The following is a 20298-nucleotide window of genomic DNA, read 5'->3' as shown; positions in this document are numbered from 1 at the left end:
GGTATACGTTTGTCATTTCTATTATTTTTCGTATTTTTGTTGCACTATGGAACGGATGACGCATTTATCGAAGAACAGTATATGAGAAGGTTGAGATGTTTGTTTGCTATCGGAATGATATGGCTTTGTATAGCCGATTGTTTCCCGCAGGGACTTCTTTTCTATGGAAATGAGAAGCGGATCAGTGAGCGTGCCACTTATTCTGTCCTGCGCGAGGAACATCAGCGTACCTTTACCAACACCTTCTGCATCTCTTTTGACTATCTGGTACGGAATGTGGAGAGTCCCGGTTATATCCTTTATCTGGAAGACCGGGATGCCGGAAAGACCTATAGCTTCACCTATCTTCATAAATCCGGTGACCGCTGTTCTTTTTCTTTTAACGAAGACGGCAAACGTATCTTTTGTACTTTTGAACTGAATAAAGAAGATTATGACCATCGTTGGTTGCCCGTCTCCATTGCGCTGGACATACACAAAGACCAGGCCCGGATAACCGTTGGCAGCCAAAGCAAAGAGATCTCTAATCTGGGATTGGAGAAAGGCGGCTTCTCTCCGCATATTTATTTCGGTAAATGTGAATACATTCTGGACGTGGCTTCGTATGCCATCCGTAACCTGTCGCTTACCGACGGAGAAGAGATCATGATATTCCCTTTGAACGAGAGTAGCGGAGAAGATGTACACGATAGCCGGGGACATGTTGTGGGACGGGTTACCAACCCCATGTGGCTTATCAATCAGTCCTACTATTGGAAAGAGCTTTTTACGGATTACTCTTCCACACCCTCCGGTCTGAACTTTGACAAAACACATCAGGAGATTCTTTTCTTTAATCAGGATTCTCTGTCTACGTTCAACCTCTATACCCACGAATTGTCACAGGTGCCTTATAAGAATCCTTTGCCGGTTCAGCTTCGTCTGGGTATGAACTTCCTGGATGAGGCTTCCCGCGAACTGTATACCTACGAAGTAGCCGACTCGCACGGTGATGCCATGGTGGCGGCACTCGATCTTTCCACCAACGAGTGGCGTTCCGCCAGTACCGATTATCTTTGTCAGCAACTCCATCATCATAGCGGATTCTTTCATCCGGCCGAAAAGAAATTCTTTCTGTTTGGCGGTTACGGAAGCCGCAGGTATAGCAATACGTTTCTTGCATACGACCTGAAAACTTGCCGCTGGGATACACTGACTTTCTCAGGCGACCGGGTAACTCCCCGCTATTTTTCCGGTATGGCCGTCAGCCGCGATTACAAACGGGTTTACCTTTATGGAGGCATGGGCAATGAAGCCGGTGATCAGAATGTGGGACGCAACTATCTGTACGATCTGTACCGGGTGGATATGAACACCCGTTCGGTACGGAAACTCTGGGAAGTGAAAGCACCGGCGGTCAACCGGGTGGTCCCCCGCAATATGATACTCTCTGCCGATGAAAAATACCTGTTCTTGTTGGGGTATCCGGAATATCTGCCCAATTCCACTTTGCAACTGTACCGTTTGTCCGTCCGTGACGGAGAGTGTGAAGTGGTAGGAGACAGCATTCCCATTGTTTCGGAAGAGATTGCCACCAATGCTAATCTTTATTTCAATGAAGAACTCGGCGAGTTCTACTGCTCTGTTCAGGAGTTCGAGAAGCACGGTCAGGTGACTACCCGCCTCTATTCTCTGGCTGCTCCGCCGGTGACTCTGGCCGATGTGGAATATTACAGCCGGATGCGGACCACTCTGAACAACAGGCTGACCGGGGGAATCGTTGGCGGGGTATTGCTCTTGATGGGCTGTGTATGGGGAATCATACGTTACAGGCGGAAACGGAATGCGGCATCCCCGGAGGAAACATCTGCCGGGGTTCTTCCCGAAAGAGGGCAGAGTGCCCCGGAACTTTCGGTTATGGAGCTGCCTGAGATCGAGGAATCCGAACTTGGAAAAGAACCTTCTGAGTGGGATGAGTTGCCGGCTGTATTGCCGCCCGATAAGAATGCGATTTTTCTTTTTGGTATGTTTACCATACTCGACAATGCCGGGCGTGATATAACTTATATGCTCAGTCCTAAGCTGCGTGTTCTCTTTTTATATATTCTGTTGAACAGTGTGGGGAAGAGAGGGGTGCTTTCATCGGATATGAATAAGATATTCTGGCCGGACAAACCCGATAGTAACGTGAAGAACCTGAAGGGAGTAGCCATGAATCATCTGAGAAAGATATTGCAGGATGTAGACGGTATCGAGCTTGTATTCCGCAACGGATACTTCTGCCTGGTGTTTGGTGAAGAGTTCTATTGCGATTATATCCGTCTGATTGCTCTTACTTCTCCCGAAAAGAAAAAGAAGGAGAGTCCCGGTGCCATCCGTGCCGAATGGTTGGAAATACTTCTGCGGGGCAAGTTCATATCTACTGTCGAATCCGATCTCTTCGATTATTATAAACAAAAGGTGGAATCTCTGATTCATTCTCTGCTGCCCGAACAGCTGGAACTTGCTTACAAAGATGCCCGGTTCAGTATCGTCATCCGTCTTTGTAACATCCTTTTCATAGCCGATCCTTTGTCGGATATGGCACTTGCCTACACGGTTTGCGCCCTTCGGAAACAGAATAACCCGGAGGAGGCCATCAGGCGTTATGCCGCGTTTACAAAAGATTATAAGCGGATGATGAACGAGGAATACAGCATTGCTTTCGCCGACATCAAAGTTTAAGTATTGTCCCGTTGCCAATTTGTCAAAATGCTAACGAAAGCCTCCCGGTTTTCGTTATTTCGGCCATTGGACAAGGCGGGGGTGAAAAAACGCCGCCATTTCGTTTGTCTGTTTATCTTTCCGGCAGTAATTCTGCCTGTTTTCAATCAGTGGAGAAACGTAAGCGATGCCATCCCGTACCGCCTGTCCGCTTAATGGTGGAATACCTGTCCTTTCGATACTTCGTGAAGCCTTCTCCCGGTCATCCAACCAGAAGTAAAATAGTTCCCGTAGACCCTCTGTCTCCGTAACAATATATGTTATCGGCCAAAACATATAGAGATATTTGAAAAAGAAGTAAGCATTTTCCGGGAATGCTTACTTCTTTTCGACCAAATGCTTACTTCTTTTTCGGAAAAGCCCGGCTCTTTTCACTCCCAATCAAGGCTCTCGAGGAGAAAAAGCCCGGCTTTTCACCTCCATTTGCCCGGTTTTGCCTGCATGTTTCTTCCGGTTGCTCCTTTTTTGTAAAGGGTACAGTCAGTGAAAAAGGCTTTTTACTGTCTTTCTGATAGCTCGGTGTTTCTTTATGCTATCTTTGTGTATATTTTAACTTAGAGGATTCTGTGTCCGGAGATGGGAATGCTCTTCATTAAATAATAAATATTTAGTATTACTCTGCTGCATGCGCCTCGATCATAAAACCGGCTTTGCGCAAATCGTCCCAATATCCGGGATATGACTTGGATACGACCTGTGGCTCATCGATCTGTATTGTCGGATAATGAATCGCTGCCGGGGCAAAAGCCATGGCCATGCGGTGATCTTCATACGTCTTTATGACGGGACATACCTGCGGCTCTATGCGTTCGCCGTTCCAGTACAGAATGCTGTCGTCCTCGTCGTGTAACACATACCCCAGTTTCTTCATTTCCGCTTTAAGAGCTTCGATGCGGTCTGTCTCTTTGATTTTGAGGCTTTGCAGCCCGGTGAACCGGAAAGGGACATCCAGTAGTGCACAAGTTACGACAAACGTCTGCGCCAGATCCGGGATGTCGACGAAATCTTCATCCAGCCGTTTGACACAGCTGCCGTTTTTCCTCAGCCGTATGCCTTCTTCCGTATATTCGGTTTCTATTCCCAGCCGGGCAAATACCTCCGCTCCCCGGCTGTCCCCCTGATAGCTGTGGCGGAACAGTCCGGTCAGTTCAATATCCGCTTCGGAAGACAAGACAGCCATCTGATACCAGTAAGAGGCTGCGCTCCAGTCGCTCTCTACAGTAAACGGGACGCAGCGGTAAGGCTGTGGCTCGACCGAGATGCTTTGGTCCGACGTCCACCGGGCCGATGCACCGAAGTCCTTCATCAGTTGCAGGGTCAGGTTGATATACGGGCGCGAGACGACCTCACCTGTCAGCCGGAGCTGCAAACCGTTTTTCAGGATCGGCCCGATCATCAGCAAGGCCGAAATGTATTGTGAACTCACGTTGCCCTTCAATGTAATTTCGTTGCCGGCCAGTGGTGCCCCTTCAATCCGCAGGGGCGGGAAACCCTCGTTGCGGGTATATTCGATACTGGCTCCCAGTTCCCGTAAGGCGTTCACCAATATCTGTATGGGGCGCTGCTGCATCCGTTCCGTCCCGGTGATGATGTGAGTGCCCGGCGTACTGCTCAGATAGGCTGTCAGGAAGCGCATGGCCGTTCCGGCGGCAAGGATGTCGATTACTTCCCCTCCCTCTGTCAGAGCCTTGACCATGACCCTCGTATCGTCACAGTCGGACAAGTTCGAAAGCGCGTCATTGCCCTTCGACAGTGCATGGATGATAAGCGCACGGTTGCTGATACTTTTTGACGCCGGAAGCTGGATGGTGGCCTTTATGTGCGAAGGCGCTGAGAGTAGATAACGCATGATCTTTGTTGCTATAGTTATATTTGGTTGCAAAAATAGGAAATCTATTCTTTTCCGTCCCTATCCCTTTCTTAAAATATTAAAGATATGAACGGAATCCAATATACATTAACAGGGCGAACAAACAGATGCGGAATAGGTTGTTTATAGTCTTATAGACATTTTGTTTATAAAAAAATGTCAAGAAGAGCCCCCATATTTCCGTATTGTGATACCAAAAGTCTTGTGCGGTAACGGGGTTAGCATAGTTATTTTACTTTTGTATCAACAATGAAAGAATTCTGATGCCAAACAGGGATAGTGAGAAATTGATAACAGATAGTTATGCCACGACTTTATTGGGGGATGAACTCATGGTTTGTGAGAATATGAAGCACATTCGTGTGACCTCTGCTCCTTCCTATACTGAAGCCGGAATGATTATTTTATGTTTGAGAGGGACCGCTAAGGTTTGTATCTTTGACAATATCCACATTCTTACGAAGAACGAGCTGGCAGTTATTCTGCCTGGGCAATTGGTTTCGATAACCGAGTTGAGCAGTGATTTTCTTTGTGATATAGTCGTGCTCTCCCGTGCGCTTTTTGATGATACGTTGAGTGGGTTCAGTCGCTTTTCTCCTCTTTTCTATGTTTATATGAGGAGCCATTACTGGTACGAACTGACCGGAGAAGAGATCGGGCGGTTCAAGCGTTTTTATGAATCGCTCTCAGAACGGGCCAAAGATCCTACCCACTTTTTCAGGAGAGAGTCCGTACTGCTGTTGTTGAGGATTTTTTATCTGGACATCTACAACGACTATTATGGCAAGTCCCATCTGGTGAAAGGAGAGTCGGACTTGGGTAAAAGCAAGTTGGCACATGAGTTCTTTTGTTTGATAATGCAGCATTACAGAGAACATAAAGATGTCGCCTTTTATGCCGACAAATTGTGTATCACCTCCAAATATCTGTCGATGGTGATAAAAGAAGCAAGCGGAAAGACGGCGAAAGACTGGATTGTAGAGTATACCATTTTAGAGATCAAAGCCATGCTGAAGAACTCTACCATGAATATACAGGAGATATCCATCAAGACAAATTTTGCGAACCAGTCGTCATTGGGACGCTTTTTCAGGAAGCATACCGGGATGACACTCACAGAATATCGTATGTATCAATAAATAACGCATAAATGAAACAAAAAGAACAAACCGAACTGTTGCGGACTCAGCAGATGCTGAATGAAGTGAACCGCAAGCTGCTGATGACGCTTGGGGTTGCAGAGGTTTTCCCATGGAAATGGGAACTGGCGGAACGTATGGTCTGGTTTGATGCCCGTCCGTCGGACGATCCCGAAGGGTGGGAGATTATTCATAATGATTTGTTCCCGGTTTCTATTACGCGTGTTTACGAGGGCATATACAAGGAAGACCGCCCCCGTGTGGTCAGGGCCTGTCGCGAATTGCTGGATGGCAAAGCCAAGAAAGTAGTTATTGAACTCCGTTTCTGGGCCAAAAAGAAAGAAGGACTGGTGTTGGAGTGGTTGGAGATGCATGCCATCCCCGGTAAGTACGACGGGAATGGCAAGTTGCTGACGGTAGAAGGCTCGCTGATGTCGATTTCCAAACGGAAGGCCTTGGAAGAAGAGCTGACAGCCGCCAAGGAAAGGGCGGAAGAAGCAAATCGGCTGAAGTCGGCATTGATTGCGAACATGAACCACGAGATACGTACTCCCTTGAATGCGATTGTCGGTTTTGCATCCCTTCTTTCCATTGTGGACGATGAGAAGGAGCGGCAGGAATATATCGGCTTGATACAAAGCAATACGGAACATCTTTTGCGGTTGATGAACGATGTGATCGACCTCTCTAACATTGAGTCGGGTGTGATGAATATGGCCGGTTCGGATGTTCTCCTCGACCCGTTGATGGAGGAGATTGAACAGATATACAGGCCCAAGGCGGAATCACGTAACCTCGTGTTGGCTTGGGACGGAGAGCAACTCGGAGGGCATATTTACACAGACCGGGGCCGGTTGATACAGATATTGGAGCATCTGCTGTGTAACGCCATAAAGTTCACGTTGAAAGGAACGGTCCGCTTAGGTTATCGGAAGAAAGAGGAAGGACGGATCTGGTTTTACGTGACGGATACCGGATGTGGTATTCCCGAAGAGAAAAAGGAATTTATATTTGAACGTTTTGTGAAACTTGACGACTTTGTGCAGGGGCTGGGACTCGGATTGCCCCTTTGTAAAATCATTGTCGACCGATTGCACGGAACAATTGGGGTGGACTCAAAGGTCGGAGAAGGATCGACTTTCTGGTTTACTCTCCCCGATTTGTCCGGTAAACTTATTTAAGATCTACGGATGAGAGACCGTGAGGTTCCCTGAAAAGGACTTCTGTAGCAAGTTGGTGTTTGCCATCAGCTTGATGTTTGTTTTGTTTGTGATGAGGTCACCGTTTCAGCGGAAACAAAGACCCCGCGTTGGCACTTCAGCGGATATGTAATTTTGTCTGCCGGGGTGCCAACTTTCTTTTATTTTGAACAGAATGTTGTACAATCGATAGATTTACATTACTTTTGGTTCCGCAATCGGATGTCCGGTTGAATTAACCCTTTTATAACGACACGATATGAAACTTGTTAACCGATTCTTTATGATTCTTGTGGCACTATGCCTGGTTTGTCCCGGCATCAGTGCAGTTGTTAATCCCAAACCTTTTGTGATTCCCGAACTGAAAGAGTGGAAAGGTGCCGAAGGAGCGTTTGTGCCTACCGAAGCTACAAAGATTGTCTGTCCCGCCAATCAGCCGGAACTGTTGCGCATAGCCCGTATGCTGGCCGATGATTGTGAAACAATGTTTGGCTATAAACCCGAAGTGGTACAGGGCAAAGGCGGAGCCGGCGACGTGATCCTTGCCATCCGCGCAGATAAAAAGTTGGGTAAAGAAGGTTATACGGTAAAAGTAACCGACCGGATCTTGCTGACTGCTCCCGAAAGCATAGGCGTATATTGGGGAACCCGTACTTTGCTCCAGATTGCGGAACAAAGTGAAAACCACCGGTTCCCGAAAGGAACTTTGCGCGATTTTCCCGACTATGCCGTGCGTGGCTTCATGATAGACTGCGGACGTAAGTTTATTCCTCTTGCTTTCCTTCAGGACTATGTGAAGATCATGGCTTATTACAAGATGAATACTTTGCAGATTCACCTGAATGATAATGGCTTTAAACAGTACTTTGAACATGATTGGTCGAAGACTTATGCTGCGTTCCGTCTGGAGTCGGATACGTATCCCGGACTGACTGCCGAAGACGGATATTACACCAAACGTGAATTTATCGACTTGCAAAAGCTGGCCGAGAATCTTTATGTAGAGATCATTCCCGAGATCGATGCTCCGGCACATACTCTTGCCTTTACACATTATAAACCGGAGATCGGCAGCAAAGAATATGGCATGGATCACCTCGACTTGTTCAATCCTAAAACTTATAAGTTTATGGATGGTCTCTTTAAGGAGTATCTGGAAGGAGACGAACCGGTATTCCGTGGAAAGAAAGTGCATATCGGTACTGACGAATATTCTAATAAAAAGAAAGATGTGGTAGAGAAGTTCCGTGCTTTCACCGACCACTATATCCGTTATGTAGAGAGTTTTGGCAAACAGGCTTGCGTATGGGGAGCGCTGACACATGCCAAAGGTGATACACCGGTGAAATCGGAGAATGTGATCATGAGTGCCTGGTACAATGGCTATGCCAATCCGAAAGATATGATCGAACAGGGATATAAGCTGATCAGTATTCCTGATGGGCTGGTATACATCGTTCCGGCTGCCGGATACTATTATGACTACCTGAACACGAAGTATCTGTATGAGAACTGGACTCCTGTACACATCGGCAAAGCAGTTTTCCCGGAGAAAGATCCTTCTGTCCTGGGTGGTATGTTTGCCGTATGGAACGACCATGTAGGCAACGGTATCTCGACAAAAGATATTCACCACCGCGTTTATCCGGCTTTGCAGACTTTGGCTGTGAAGATGTGGACAGGAAAAGATACGTCTGTTCCTTATGCCGACTTCGACAAACAACGTAATGCCATCAGTGAGGCTCCGGGTGTGAACCAACTCGGGCGTATCGGTACAGCACCAGGGTTGGTATACGAGCAGGCCTCTGTTGCTCCGGGTAGCAAGACACCCCATCGCGAAATCGGATACGACTATCTGGTGACATTCGATATTGACGGAGCCGACGAAGCAAAGGGTACAGAACTGTTCCGTTCGCCCGATGCCGTATTTTATCTTTCCGATCCGATCCGTGGTATGTTAGGTTTTGCCCGTGACGGTTATTTGAATACATTTAGTCACCGTATTCACAAAGGTGAGAAAGCAACCATCGGTATCAGTGGTGATAATAAGTCGACCCGCTTGCTTATCAACGGTCAGGTGGTAGAGGAAATGAATACTCAGAAACTTTACTATAATGCCGGAAAGGATTCTATGAATTATGTCCGTACTTTGGTTTTCCCATTAGAGAAAGCCGGGAAGTTTGATAGCAAGATTACGAATCTGAAAGTCTATAAGAAATAAGACATTAATCTGAATAAAGAGAGGGAGTTTGGCTGCGTGCTTGGCTCCCTCTCTTGGTTTTCGGAGAGGCTGTATGAAAAAAATAACCTCTTCCGTTGCCACCTGAATCTTGTTTTTTTGTAACTTTGTCCCCCGGATGGAGCATAAAGTTCCACGAGACGAATGAAACAGAAACACAGAAAGCCCCGTTTTGAGTCCTTTCAAGGTATACTAACCAAACTTGCACTCTTCCATCAGTGGGGAAGAGAAAATTCGGATTAGGTAAGTCCCTTTACCTGATTTTTCCTCTTTACATTTTATTATTTCTTAAAATTCATAAGTAACAACGTATGAACAAATTCACTTTGTTCATAATGATGCTCTATGCGTCATTATGTCCCTTGAGCGTGTATGCTCAGGAAGCGGCACGACAAACCATGTCCATTGAAGAGATGTTTTCGCTTGCCGACCAGAACAGTAAATCGTTGCGTCCGTGCGCAACCGGTATCAGTGAAGCACACGAAGGCGTGAGGGTTGCTAAAAATGCCCGTCTGCCCGAGATTGAGGCTTCTTTGTCATTCAGCTATCTGGGAGATGCATTGCTGACAGACCGTAATTTTTCGAATGGGTCCAATGCGTCAATGCCGCATTATGGCAATAATTTTGCAATAGAAGCCACGCAAGTGGTATATGCGGGAGGAGCCATCACAAATAGTATTGCCATTGCCCGTTTGCAGGAAGAGATGGCCCGTCTGAATCTGGATACAAGCCGCGATAAGGTGCGCTTTCTGCTGATTGGGTATTATCTCGACCTGTTCAAACAACAGAACATGTTACAGGTATATGAGAAGAACATTGAACAGACTAAACAGGTCATCGGGGAACTCCACGCGAAGGAGGCTGAAGGAGTCGTTCTGAAAAACGACATCACCCGGTACGAGTTGTTGTTGGCCAATCTGGAATTGACCCGTACACAGATTGAAAATACAATCTCCATCCTGAATAACAATTTGACCACCAGCCTGGGGCTGCCGGAAAATGTCAGTATACAGCCGGACACTACCATTCTTTCGAAAGCTCTGCCTGTTGAAGCTAAAGAGAACTGGACTACTGCCGCTTACGCGAACTCTCCCGTATTGAAACAGATGTCGCTTGCAGTGCAAATGAGCAGGCATCAGCAGAAGATTACCCGATCGGAACGGATCCCGAAGGTTGCTCTGTTTGCCGGTAACAAACTGGATGGACCTATTACCATCGAAGTGCCTCCCATCAATAAGAACCTTAACTATTGGTATGTAGGAGTGGGGTTGAAGTATAATTTCTCTTCTCTGTTTAAGGCTGACAAGGCCGTTGCCCGGGATAAGTTTGCCATCCGGCGGAGTACAGAGCAGTATGAAGATGCCAAAGAGCAAACCGAACTGGCCGTCAATGCAGGACAGGTGAAATATCTGGAAACTTATGTGGAACTGAATACCCAGCGGAAAAGTGTGGAACTCGCCAATCTGAACTATGCCGTTATCCGTGACCGTTATAAAAATGATATGGCACTGATCACCGATATGCTGGATGCCAGTAACTCAAAACTTGCTGCCGAGGTGCAACTGGTAAATGCACAGATCAATATTGTATTTAATTATTATAAACTTCTGTATATCTCCGGAACTATCTAAAATCAATCGTTATGAATAAGAAAACTAAAAAACTGGCGTTTAATATCTCTGTTATTATCGTGTTGCTTCTGGCTCTCGGTTGGGTCTGCTCTCGTTTTATCCATTGGGGAAACGTGGAGTTTACGGACAATGCACAGGTGCGTCAACACATCGTACCTGTCAACTGCCGGGTACAGGGTTTCATCAGGAAAATCTATTTTACGGAGTATCAGACGGTGCATAAAGGTGATACACTGGCCTTGATAGAAGATGCCGAGTTTCGTTTCAGACTGGCACAGGCAGAGGCTGATTATCAGAATGCCTTATCGGGTAAGACCGTGATGACTTCGTCCATCCATACCATCCAGAACAATATTTCCGTATCCGATGCCAGCATTCAGGAGGCTAAAATACGTATGGATAATGCCGGACGCGAATATAAACGTTATCAGAACTTGTTGGAACGAGATGCCGTTACCCGTCAGCAATACGATGCGGTGAAAACAAATTTTGAAGCATCGAAAGCACGTTACGAACTGTTACTTCGTCAGAAAAAGTCGACAGCACTCGTCAAGCAGGAGCAGACGGAACGTCTGGAACAGACCGAAGCCGGTATAAAACTGGCAGAAGCAGCTCTGGAAATAGCCAGGTTAAACCTTTCGTATACAGTGATTACGGCTCCTTGCGACGGAACTACCGGACGAAAAGAGATTCGGGAAGGTGTATTGGTACAGCCCGGACAAACATTGGTCAATCTGGTAGACGAAAACGATAAATGGGTGGTTGCTAACTATAAGGAAACCCAAACAACCCATATTGATGAAGGTTATCCGGTCGATATTGAAGTAGATGCTATTCCCGGAGTCGTGTTTAAAGGGGTGGTAAAATCTGTTTCGCAGGCAACGGGGGCAAGTTTCTCTCTTCTTCCGCAGGATAATTCTGCAGGCAATTTTGTGAAGGTAGAGCAGCGTATTCCCGTACGTATCGAGTTTTCGGACGGAAACAAACCCGAAGATATGAAGCGCCTGCGTGCCGGAATGAATGTGGAATGTGTGGTAAACTATTAAAGTATGCATGAAATAACTCCTTTTGCCATTCCGGCAATGCGTGATTTTGTACCGGAGAAGCTGAGGCCGTGGATTGTAATCCTCTTTGTTATCATCTTCCAGTTCTCCGGAGGTGTCTATCTGGCCGCAGTCAGTGAGATGGTCGGCTCGACGGCATTGATGCAGGAAGATATTATGATGGCGGGTTATGCTTCTCTGGTAGGGATGTCGCTGACGTTTGCCATCATGTTCCGTCTGAAGTTCCGTTTTCCCTCGAAAACCACTTTCCTGACATGTGGTATTGCCATTATTTTGTGTAATCTGATATGTATGTATACCCGCAGTGTACCGCTATTGGTGACGGTTTGTTTCTTTGGTGGAATTTTCAGGATGTGGGCTACCTTTGAATGTAACTCTACCATCCAGCTTTGGCTTACCCCTCAGAGAGATCTTTCTGTCTTCTTCTGTTATATCTATCTGTTGGTGCAGGGCTGTCTTCAACTGTCAGGACTGATAACCGTTTATACTGCTTTCTGGATTAAATGGGAATATATGCATTGGTTGATTATTGCTTTATTGCTGCTTGTGATGATAGCGACTATGATTCTGTTCCGCAATTACCGTTCGATGCCAAAGTTACCTCTCTTCGGCATTGACTGGCTGGGCGCTTTGATGTGGGGGATTGTGATTTTATGCATAATCTTTGTCTGTGTGTATGGCGAACATTACGATTGGTATGAGTCAGTCTACATTCGGGTGGCAACCGTGGGAGGAATAACAGTCCTGTTATTGAACCTGTGGCGGGCTTCTTTCATTCGTCATCCGTTCATTGCGTTGGCTACCTGGCGGTTTAAAGCGGTTTATCTCACATTTCTGCTTTACATTGTTGTCGATATCTTATTGGCACCTTCGCATTTGTTTGAACATATCTATATGGAAGTTGTGCTTGGTTATGATTCTTTGAATGTGATTTCGCTCAATTGGATGTTATTATTGGGAACGGTTGTAGGCAGTGTTTTTACGTTTTATTCCTTTTCCCGCCGCAAATGGTGTTATCGGACGATGACCGTCATTGCATTTCTTGCTATCACCGGTTATTTGATGATGTTTTATTTTACTATCGACTACGGCTTGTCCAAGGAGGTTTTGATGCTTCCTCTTTTTTTGCGTAGTTTCGGATATGTGATCATTGCCATTTGTTTTATTACAGCACTTTCACGTGTGCCGTTTCAGAACTTTTTTGAAGCGGTGTCTGTCCAGGCGTTTGTCAGTGCCAGTTTTGGTGGAGCACTCGGTGCGGCCGTTCTCGAGCGAGCCTTGAGTGTGGTGATGAAGAAGAATACGATGTTGCTGGGCAGTGAACTGGATGCAGTTCATCCACAGGCAAGCCACATCCCTTTAGGGCAACTATCCGGGATCTTACAACAACAGGCCCTGATGGTTTCCATGAAAGAGCTGTACGGATGGCTTACGCTGATCAGTCTGTTTTGCCTGATGCTGTTTTGGATCAGTCATAATTCTGTTCGTCCGCTCCATGCCTTGCATCCCAGATACCGGGTGATACGTCGTTATATCAAGCACGAATTGAGGGCTGTTAAACGATAGGGGCATTTATACTTTTTATCTTTATATATTCAGAGTTGAGCCCCTGTCCGGAATATACTGGACAGGGGCTCACTGTTATTTGTTTCTATATTAAAAATCTGATCTGATTCAGAGGATCGTATATCTCTGATTATTAGTTATCTGATTCAGTATCCTATGGTATTTGCAATATTCCATTTTATAACAGTTCCGATAGCGGATATTTATCCTATTATCCATTTACTGCCCGGGATGAATGAGATGATCTTTGCAGTTACGAAGCAGCAGATGAATGTACTGACAGCGATACATGGTATGGCAGCGACAGTAGGAAGTGCCAGTGTATGTTTGAACACTGTAGCCCATAACCCGAGCCAGAATATGTGCATAAGATACATGCCATAGCTGAGTTTCGATATTTCTGTAATGAGCCGTGGGGCTTTTTGACTGTTTATACATGTAAAAAGAAGGAATGTACCCGCTGTGAGAAGTACACAGTTGATTGTGCAGAAAGCCCATCCTATTTCTATTTCGGGTGTAGGGAGAATTTCTCCGGGTATGGCTTGGACATAGAAAGAGTAGATGGTTAATATTGCTCCGGCGACCATTGAAATAATTCCTACAGTGAGACGTTTGGAACGGTTCCAAGTGAGATGGACATGTATGTAATGTGCCAGTACAAGATAGCCCAAGTAACCTGAGAAGTACCACAACATGTGGTATTCGTTCCAAAAACATTGTCCCCATACTTCACCGCACCAACGGTTTAGATAGGGTATACATGTTGATAATAAGAACAATCCGATGAAGAAACGTTCTTCTTTTGCCGTGGCTTTTTTCAGCCATGGCGATATTATGGGTATGAATAAGTAAAGGCTGATCAGAGGGTACATGAACCACAGGTGTCCGGCCAGTGTCGGGAAGTTCAGGAATATCCGTGACAGATCTTTTAAGGAGGTTTCTTCATTTAGCTGCCCCCATAACATTGGCAGGGTACTGTATAGTATCATGAAGATGAAAAATGGTGGTACGATGCGGATGAAGCGTTGGCGGTAGAATTGCCATGTGGTCTGTCCTTCTTTCATCGGCGCAAGAAGAAAGGCTGAGACAATCATGAACAGCGGCACGGCCATGCGTGAAAAGCCATCGTAGACAGCTACCCATAGCCGGTCTGCTTCACTGGGTAGATAAGACTGTGGTCCGGCCATATCTGTGGATCCGGCGGCACCGTAGAAATTTTCACTGGCGTGTACGATCATAACGAGGAAGCACGCGAATACGCGTACATAATCTAAAAAAACAATGCGTTTCATTTTTGTTTGAGTTTTCTTGTTAATAAGACGATTTTTATTTTGTGTTTTTATGCGAAGTATCCATTTATAGTGGACATACCCCGTTTATTTTCCGGATGCTGTTTTATTTGGGGCAAAGATAGAAAAAAACTTGAGATACTGAGTAATATGTGGAAATAATCAGGGGAATTGCATTGAATATTCAACGTTCTGCTTTTTCTCTATTTGCAGTGTAGGTGTTGTAACGGTGAAAATGGGAATCAAACTATCAGATAAAAAGAAAAGGAGTTAAGTTTGATTCTTAACTCCTTATTTCATTCAATTCGTCGGGATGACAAGATTCGAACTTGCGACCACACGCCCCCCAGACGCGTACTCTACCGGGCTGAGCTACATCCCGAATTGCGAGTGCAAAAGTAGAATTTTATTTTTAATAAGCAAAATATTCGGATGATTTATTTCTCCTTTATAGCATTTTTCATGCTCAGAGAGTAGAGTCTTTGGGTGAAACGATCCATTAACATTGTTAATCTGAATATGAGATAATAAAACTCTTCTTTGCAAAAGATTTGTTCCTTGACGTTAGAGAACAAGTCTTTTATCAACCAAACCTTTGTTTTAACATTGTGTTAAAACAAAGGTTTGGGGAACAGATCACTATCCATTTAAATGATTAGTTAATAATGCATTATACTAACATGTCCTGATACCCCTTGGGATTGTTAAGGCGGGTGGTCATTCGTATTAGTTGTGATTTTCGCAACCTGCCGATTCGTCTTATGCTTCTTATGTGGTACTTCATTTATTCATGCTCGGAAGTGGATACCTCTGTCACGATGCCTGCTTTACATACCCATGCACTCCCGATAGAAGTCGAACATTTCGAAAATAGTATCTTTGTCCGTTGTCTGGTTGATACTGATATCGCCGATTTCTTTCAGAAGCGTGAAGTTTATGACACCTGCATTGTTTTTCTTATCATGTTGCATGAATCCGTATAGACGTTCGTACTGTTTGCAGTCGAATGTGAAAGCGCCATAATTATCTTTTATGAATTGGATGGTCTGACGCATCTTGTCTTTCGGAAAACCGGTTTTTAAATGTGACAGATAGAGTTCGCAAACAATTCCCCAGGCTACGGCGTACCCGTGGAGGACCGGACGGTTCTCGGCAAGAGCCAGGCTTTCAAAAGCATGTCCTACGGTATGTCCCAAATTCAACGCTTTGCGGATACCGTGTTCAAACGGGTCTTGCTCTACTATATCTTCTTTTACTTGTACGGAACGTCCCACCAACTCTTTCAGGTATCCATAGTCCATCTTTTCCGTATCGAATGCGAGTAGTTCCGCCCAGTGAGCAGTGTTACTGATCAGTCCGTGTTTCAGCATTTCGGCATAGCCGGAAAAGAAATTGTGTGCATCGAGTGTACGGAGGAACTCTGTTTCGATTAATACACTGGATGCCGGTGCAAAGGCACCTATCTCGTTTTTCAACCCGTTAAAATTGATTCCGGTTTTTCCGCCTACAGAAGCGTCTACCATCGCCAGCAGGGTAGTGGGAATATTGATGTAAGCGATGCCGCGTTTGAATGTGGCAGCGGCAAATCCGCCTAAGTCAGTCACCATTCCACCTCCGAGATTGATAAGGAGTGAGTGGCGGGTAGCACCTTTTTCACTTAACACTTGCCAAACGGAGGCCAGTGTTTCAAGTGTTTTATGAACGTCTTCGGCTCCGATAGTGATTTCAACCGCATCTTTCAGGAACGGCAGATTCATCAGTTGTGACAGACAGAGACGGTGAGTATGATCGTCGGTGAGAATGAACAGGCGGTCGTGTGGGCAGTTTTCGACGGCACGTCCTATACTGCTTTCCAGATTCTCGCAAAGAATGACTTCTTGTTTACTCATAATGGTTCGATGTTTTTTTATATACTGCAAAGATAGGGGTTCGGAGATAAATATTGAAACTTAGCACTTAAAAATGTAAAACATAGAGTTTCGTTTATGAGAAAAAGCTATCTTTGTGACATTAATTTTAGATAAAATGAAAGCATTATTACCTGTATTCTGCCGTCCGTTAGGATATGTGATTCTTTTTGTATCGTTATTCATTCCGTTCCTGTTAGTGATGCAAGGAATGGTGACAGACAGTAACCTGTTATTCTATAAGGAATGCACCAAGCTGCTGATGATGTTGGGAGCAGTGATGATTCTCTTTGCTTTATCGCGTAATGAAGGGCGTGAAACGGAGATTATACGGAACAAGGCGACTCGTAACGCCATCTTTTTGACAGTACTTTTTTTATTTGGGGGGATGCTTTATCGGGTAGCAACGGGAGATATCATGACAGTTGATACTTCTTCCTTTCTTATTTTCCTCATTATCAATGTGCTCTGTCTTGAGTTTGGTATGAAAAAGGCACAAGTCGATAAAATCTTTAAAAGATAATCGTGTTTAAATTAAACCTTTTGCCTTAAAGGTTGTCAAACAAACGATTGTTATTATTCAACCTACAGGCAAATGAAGAAACTATTGATCTGGATGGTGTTGCTGCTGACAGTTACCCTATCCACTTATGCGCAAAACAAAATTGTAACCGTATCGGGCCGTGTAATAGAGGCCGGTACGAAAGAACCGGTCGAACTCGCTGCCGTGCAGTTATTATCTCTCCCCGACAGTGCTCAGGTAGCGGGTATGACCACTTCAGCACAAGGCTACTTCTCTTTATCCAAGCAGAAACCGGGAAAATATCTGCTTAAAGTATCTTTTATCGGATACATCACAAAAGTTATCCCCGTTCAGTTAACGGCTAATGTTCCTGCCAAAAAGATGGGAAATATCGAATTGGCAACCGATGCTGTTATGCTTAAAGAAGCAGTTGTGGTGGCCGAAGCTCCGCAGGTGACGGTAGTAGAAGATACGTTGATGTATAATTCCAGTGCTTATCGTACGCCTGAGGGTGCTATGTTGGAGGAGTTGGTTAAGAAGCTTCCGGGTGCTGAAATAGATGATGATGGTAATGTCAAAATCAATGGGAAAGAACTGAAAAAAATTATGGTCGACGGTAAGGAATTCTTTGGTGGAGACGTAAAAACCGGTTTAAAGAATCTTCCTGTAGACATGGTCGATAAGTTGAAAACTTATGATAAAAAATCAGATTTGGCACGTGTGACGGGTATTGACGATGGCGAAGAGGAAACGGTGCTTGACCTGACCGTGAAGAAAGGAATGAATCAGGGATGGTTTGGCAATGCAGATCTGGGAGCCGGTACTAAGGACCGTTATACCGGACGAATGATGCTGAACCGCTTTATTGATAATACTCAGTTTTCGATTATTGGTTCGGCAAACAATGTAAACGACCAGGGTTTCTCCGGTGGAGGTGGAGGGCCGCGCTGGCGGAGCAACAATGGCTTGAATGCCACTAAAATGTTAGGAGCTACCTTTGCCACTCAGACCAACAAGATTGAACTGGGAGGTAGTGTACGTTATAATTTCCAGGATGGAGATATTTCGAGTATCAACTCTTCCGAACGCTTCCTTCAGAATGGCAATTCATATTCTAATTCGAATAATAAGAACCGGAATAAGGGGACAAACGTGAATGCCGACTTCCGTATGGAGTGGAAACCGGATACGCTGACAAATATTATTTTTCGCCCGAATTTTTCTTATGGAAGAACCAACAATGCTTCTCTCTCGGAGTCGGGAACCTTTAATGAAGATCCTTTCAATCTGGTGGCAAATCCGAATGATTATCTGAATTTTGACAATCTTTCCGATGATCCGCTGAAAGATATCCGTGTAAATGCTACCAACAGTGCTTCGCTGTCCAAGGGGAATAGTCTGTCGGGAAATGCCACTTTGCAGGTTAACCGGAAATTGAATAATAAAGGACGTAACCTGACTTTCCGTGGGGTTTTCGGTTATGGTGATAATGATAACGACCAATATACGCAATCCGAAACACGTTATTACCAATTGTTGAATCATTTGGGGGGTGACTCCATCTTGTATCGTAATCAGTATATTACAACTCCTACACACAATTATAACTATACGGCACAAGTGACTTATAGCGAACCGATTGCAAAGGCTACTTTCTTACAATTCAGCTACCAGTTCCAGTACAAATACAGTAAAAGTGACAAGACCACGTTCGATTTACTGGATTATCCCGATTGGACTATCGGGGGGACTCTTCCTTCCGGATACGAAGCTCATGCAGTGGACAGCTTGAGTAAGAATGCCGAATATCGTTACTATAACCATGATGCTTCAGTGGGTTTACGCTTCATTCGTCAGAAGTATCAGTTGAATGTAGGTATGTCTTTCCAGCCGCAGAATTCCACTTTGTCCTATAAAAAGGGAGACTATATGATTGATACGACACGTACTGTGTTTAACTTTGCACCGAATATGGATTTGCGCTTCCGTTTCTCAAAGGTGAGTCAGTTGCGCTTTACCTACCGGGGACGTAGCAGTCAACCTACTATGGAGAATCTGTTACCTATAACCGACAACTCAAACCCATTGAATATCCGTATGGGTAATCCCGGGTTGAAACCTTCTTTTGCACATACGATGCGTTTATTCTACAATACATACAATGCAGAGAAACAGCGTGGAATTATGACCCATTTCAGCTTTACTGCTACACAGAACAGTATCAGCAATAGTACTCGTTATAATGAAGAAACCGGTGGTTTGATTACGCGTCCGGAAAATATTAACGGTAACTGGAATGCTTTTGGTTTGTTCGGTTTCAATACAGCTTTGAGGAATAAGAAGTATACGATTAATACTTTTACCAACATCAACTATCAGAATAATGTAGCGTTCCTCTACAATCAGGATACGAAAAACAATGATAGAAATACAAGTACCGGTTTGATGTTGGGCGAGAGGGTTACAGGCTCTTATCGTAATGACTGGTTCGAGTTTTCGTTGAATGGTTCAATCAATTATACAGCAGAACGTAATAAACTCCGTCCGGAGAATAATCAGGAACCTTATACATATTCTTATGGAGCAAGTACCAATATAACGATGCCCTGGAAGATGACCTTGGCTACTAACATCACTAATCAAAGCCGTCGTGGTTATCGTGATTCGAGTATGAATCGTAATGAACTGATCTGGAATGCACAACTTGCGCAGTCGTTGCTGAAAGGTGCAGGTACTATCAGTTTTGAAGTATATGATATCCTTAGGCAGCAGAGCAACATCAGCCGTTCGTTGACAGCCGATATGCGTTCGGTATCCGAATATAATGGTATCAATAGTTACTGTATGGTACACTTCATTTATCGGCTGAATATCTTTGGTAGTAAAGCGGCCCGTGAAAAGATGATGAATAGCGGCGGACGTAGAGGATTTGGCGGACCCGGCAGAGGTCCCGGCGGTTTTGGAGGCGGACGTCCTCATTTTTAATAAAAGACTGACCTGATAACTCCCTCCGGATAGATTGCAAAATCTCTTTAATTTTGCATCTGTTCGGAGGGATTGTCGTTTTGAATCGGGACAGTTGTTGTTCGTATCCGATATTTTCCATACATTTGTTGTTTGTATAATACG

13 protein-coding genes and 1 tRNA gene are annotated in these 20298 nt (G+C 44.9%); 9 read left to right on the top strand and 5 right to left on the bottom strand.

Features of this window, described 5'->3' with window-relative positions; genetic code table 11:
* The first annotated feature begins 36 nt into the window (after positions 1 to 36).
* Positions 37 to 2703: a kelch repeat-containing protein gene (locus tag JZY04_RS07460; RefSeq protein WP_181996235.1), complete on the top strand. Its 2667-nt coding sequence runs from the start codon at positions 37 to 39 to the stop codon at positions 2701 to 2703.
* 54 nt (positions 2704 to 2757) lie between these two features.
* Here JZY04_RS07460 and JZY04_RS07455 read toward each other — a convergent pair whose 3' ends face one another.
* The gene (locus tag JZY04_RS07455; protein ID WP_122141562.1) at positions 2758 to 3018 is read right to left on the bottom strand and encodes a hypothetical protein; all 261 of its coding nucleotides are present in this window, start codon (positions 3016 to 3018) and stop codon (positions 2758 to 2760) included.
* 337 nt (positions 3019 to 3355) lie between these two features.
* Positions 3356 to 4591 carry a 3-phosphoshikimate 1-carboxyvinyltransferase gene (aroA, locus tag JZY04_RS07450; protein WP_122141564.1) on the bottom strand — a complete coding sequence of 412 codons (1236 nt, stop codon included), beginning with the start codon at positions 4589 to 4591 and terminating at the stop codon, positions 3356 to 3358.
* Between the two features lie 284 nt (positions 4592 to 4875).
* Between aroA and JZY04_RS07445 the strand changes: the two genes are divergently transcribed.
* The 6 genes from JZY04_RS07445 to JZY04_RS07420 all read left to right on the top strand — a co-directional run bounded on the left by JZY04_RS07445 (position 4876) and on the right by JZY04_RS07420 (position 13450).
* Entirely contained in the window at positions 4876 to 5751 is an 876-nt protein-coding gene (locus JZY04_RS07445) for an AraC family transcriptional regulator (RefSeq protein ID WP_122141565.1), read from the top strand.
* 11 nt (positions 5752 to 5762) lie between these two features.
* Complete coding sequence (locus tag JZY04_RS07440; protein WP_122141566.1) at positions 5763 to 6932, top strand: HAMP domain-containing sensor histidine kinase; 1170 nt, start codon at positions 5763 to 5765, stop codon at positions 6930 to 6932.
* Positions 6933 to 7209: 277 nt separating this feature from the next.
* The gene (locus JZY04_RS07435; RefSeq protein WP_122141567.1) at positions 7210 to 9171 is read left to right on the top strand and encodes a family 20 glycosylhydrolase; all 1962 of its coding nucleotides are present in this window, start codon (positions 7210 to 7212) and stop codon (positions 9169 to 9171) included.
* Between the two features lie 329 nt (positions 9172 to 9500).
* Positions 9501 to 10820: a TolC family protein gene (locus JZY04_RS07430; protein ID WP_122141568.1), complete on the top strand. Its 1320-nt coding sequence runs from the start codon at positions 9501 to 9503 to the stop codon at positions 10818 to 10820.
* Positions 10821 to 10831: 11 nt separating this feature from the next.
* On the top strand, positions 10832 to 11866 hold the full coding sequence (locus JZY04_RS07425) for an HlyD family secretion protein (RefSeq protein WP_122141569.1): 1035 nt from the start codon (positions 10832 to 10834) through the stop codon (positions 11864 to 11866).
* 3 nt (positions 11867 to 11869) lie between these two features.
* A complete protein-coding gene (locus tag JZY04_RS07420) occupies positions 11870 to 13450 on the top strand; it encodes a hypothetical protein (RefSeq protein WP_122141570.1) in 1581 nt (526 codons plus the stop codon).
* A 203-nt stretch (positions 13451 to 13653) separates the two neighbouring features.
* Here the strand turns inward: JZY04_RS07420 and JZY04_RS07415 are convergent, their stop codons facing one another.
* The 3 genes from JZY04_RS07415 to aroB all read right to left on the bottom strand — a co-directional run bounded on the left by JZY04_RS07415 (position 13654) and on the right by aroB (position 16628).
* Positions 13654 to 14742, bottom strand: a complete 1089-nt coding sequence (locus JZY04_RS07415; RefSeq protein ID WP_005775445.1) for an acyltransferase — start codon at positions 14740 to 14742, stop codon at positions 13654 to 13656.
* Between the two features lie 305 nt (positions 14743 to 15047).
* Positions 15048 to 15121, bottom strand: a tRNA-Pro gene (locus JZY04_RS07410).
* A gap of 445 nt (positions 15122 to 15566) precedes the next feature.
* Positions 15567 to 16628, bottom strand: a complete 1062-nt coding sequence (gene aroB, locus JZY04_RS07405) for a 3-dehydroquinate synthase (RefSeq protein WP_032537234.1) — start codon at positions 16626 to 16628, stop codon at positions 15567 to 15569.
* A gap of 136 nt (positions 16629 to 16764) precedes the next feature.
* Here aroB and JZY04_RS07400 point away from each other — a divergent pair, with 136 nt between their 5' ends.
* Both JZY04_RS07400 and JZY04_RS07395 read left to right on the top strand, forming a co-directional pair.
* The gene (locus JZY04_RS07400; protein ID WP_005810481.1) at positions 16765 to 17169 is read left to right on the top strand and encodes a hypothetical protein; all 405 of its coding nucleotides are present in this window, start codon (positions 16765 to 16767) and stop codon (positions 17167 to 17169) included.
* A gap of 72 nt (positions 17170 to 17241) precedes the next feature.
* Positions 17242 to 20154 (top strand): TonB-dependent receptor, encoded by a 2913-nt coding sequence (locus JZY04_RS07395; protein WP_032529910.1) that lies wholly within the window; start codon positions 17242 to 17244, stop codon positions 20152 to 20154.
* Positions 20155 to 20298: the final 144 nt, after the last annotated feature.

This window comes from Bacteroides sp. 11BF (genome assembly GCF_019633765.1).
GTDB lineage: Bacteria > Bacteroidota > Bacteroidia > Bacteroidales > Bacteroidaceae > Bacteroides > Bacteroides hominis.
Note: the sequence above shows the minus strand (reverse complement) of the source record. Positions and strands in the feature narration are given on the sequence as shown.

Coding starts and splice junctions, on each gene's coding strand:
- aroB (WP_032537234.1), bottom strand. CDS start 16,628: ATGAGTAAACAAGAAGTCATTCTTTGCGAGAATCTGGAAAGCAGTATA.
- JZY04_RS07425 (WP_122141569.1), top strand. CDS start 10,832: ATGAATAAGAAAACTAAAAAACTGGCGTTTAATATCTCTGTTATTATC.
- JZY04_RS07400 (WP_005810481.1), top strand. CDS start 16,765: ATGAAAGCATTATTACCTGTATTCTGCCGTCCGTTAGGATATGTGATT.
- JZY04_RS07430 (WP_122141568.1), top strand. CDS start 9,501: ATGAACAAATTCACTTTGTTCATAATGATGCTCTATGCGTCATTATGT.
- JZY04_RS07395 (WP_032529910.1), top strand. CDS start 17,242: ATGAAGAAACTATTGATCTGGATGGTGTTGCTGCTGACAGTTACCCTA.
- JZY04_RS07445 (WP_122141565.1), top strand. CDS start 4,876: ATGCCAAACAGGGATAGTGAGAAATTGATAACAGATAGTTATGCCACG.
- JZY04_RS07440 (WP_122141566.1), top strand. CDS start 5,763: ATGAAACAAAAAGAACAAACCGAACTGTTGCGGACTCAGCAGATGCTG.
- JZY04_RS07435 (WP_122141567.1), top strand. CDS start 7,210: ATGAAACTTGTTAACCGATTCTTTATGATTCTTGTGGCACTATGCCTG.
- JZY04_RS07415 (WP_005775445.1), bottom strand. CDS start 14,742: ATGAAACGCATTGTTTTTTTAGATTATGTACGCGTATTCGCGTGCTTC.
- JZY04_RS07455 (WP_122141562.1), bottom strand. CDS start 3,018: ATGTTTTGGCCGATAACATATATTGTTACGGAGACAGAGGGTCTACGG.
- aroA (WP_122141564.1), bottom strand. CDS start 4,591: ATGCGTTATCTACTCTCAGCGCCTTCGCACATAAAGGCCACCATCCAG.
- JZY04_RS07420 (WP_122141570.1), top strand. CDS start 11,870: ATGCATGAAATAACTCCTTTTGCCATTCCGGCAATGCGTGATTTTGTA.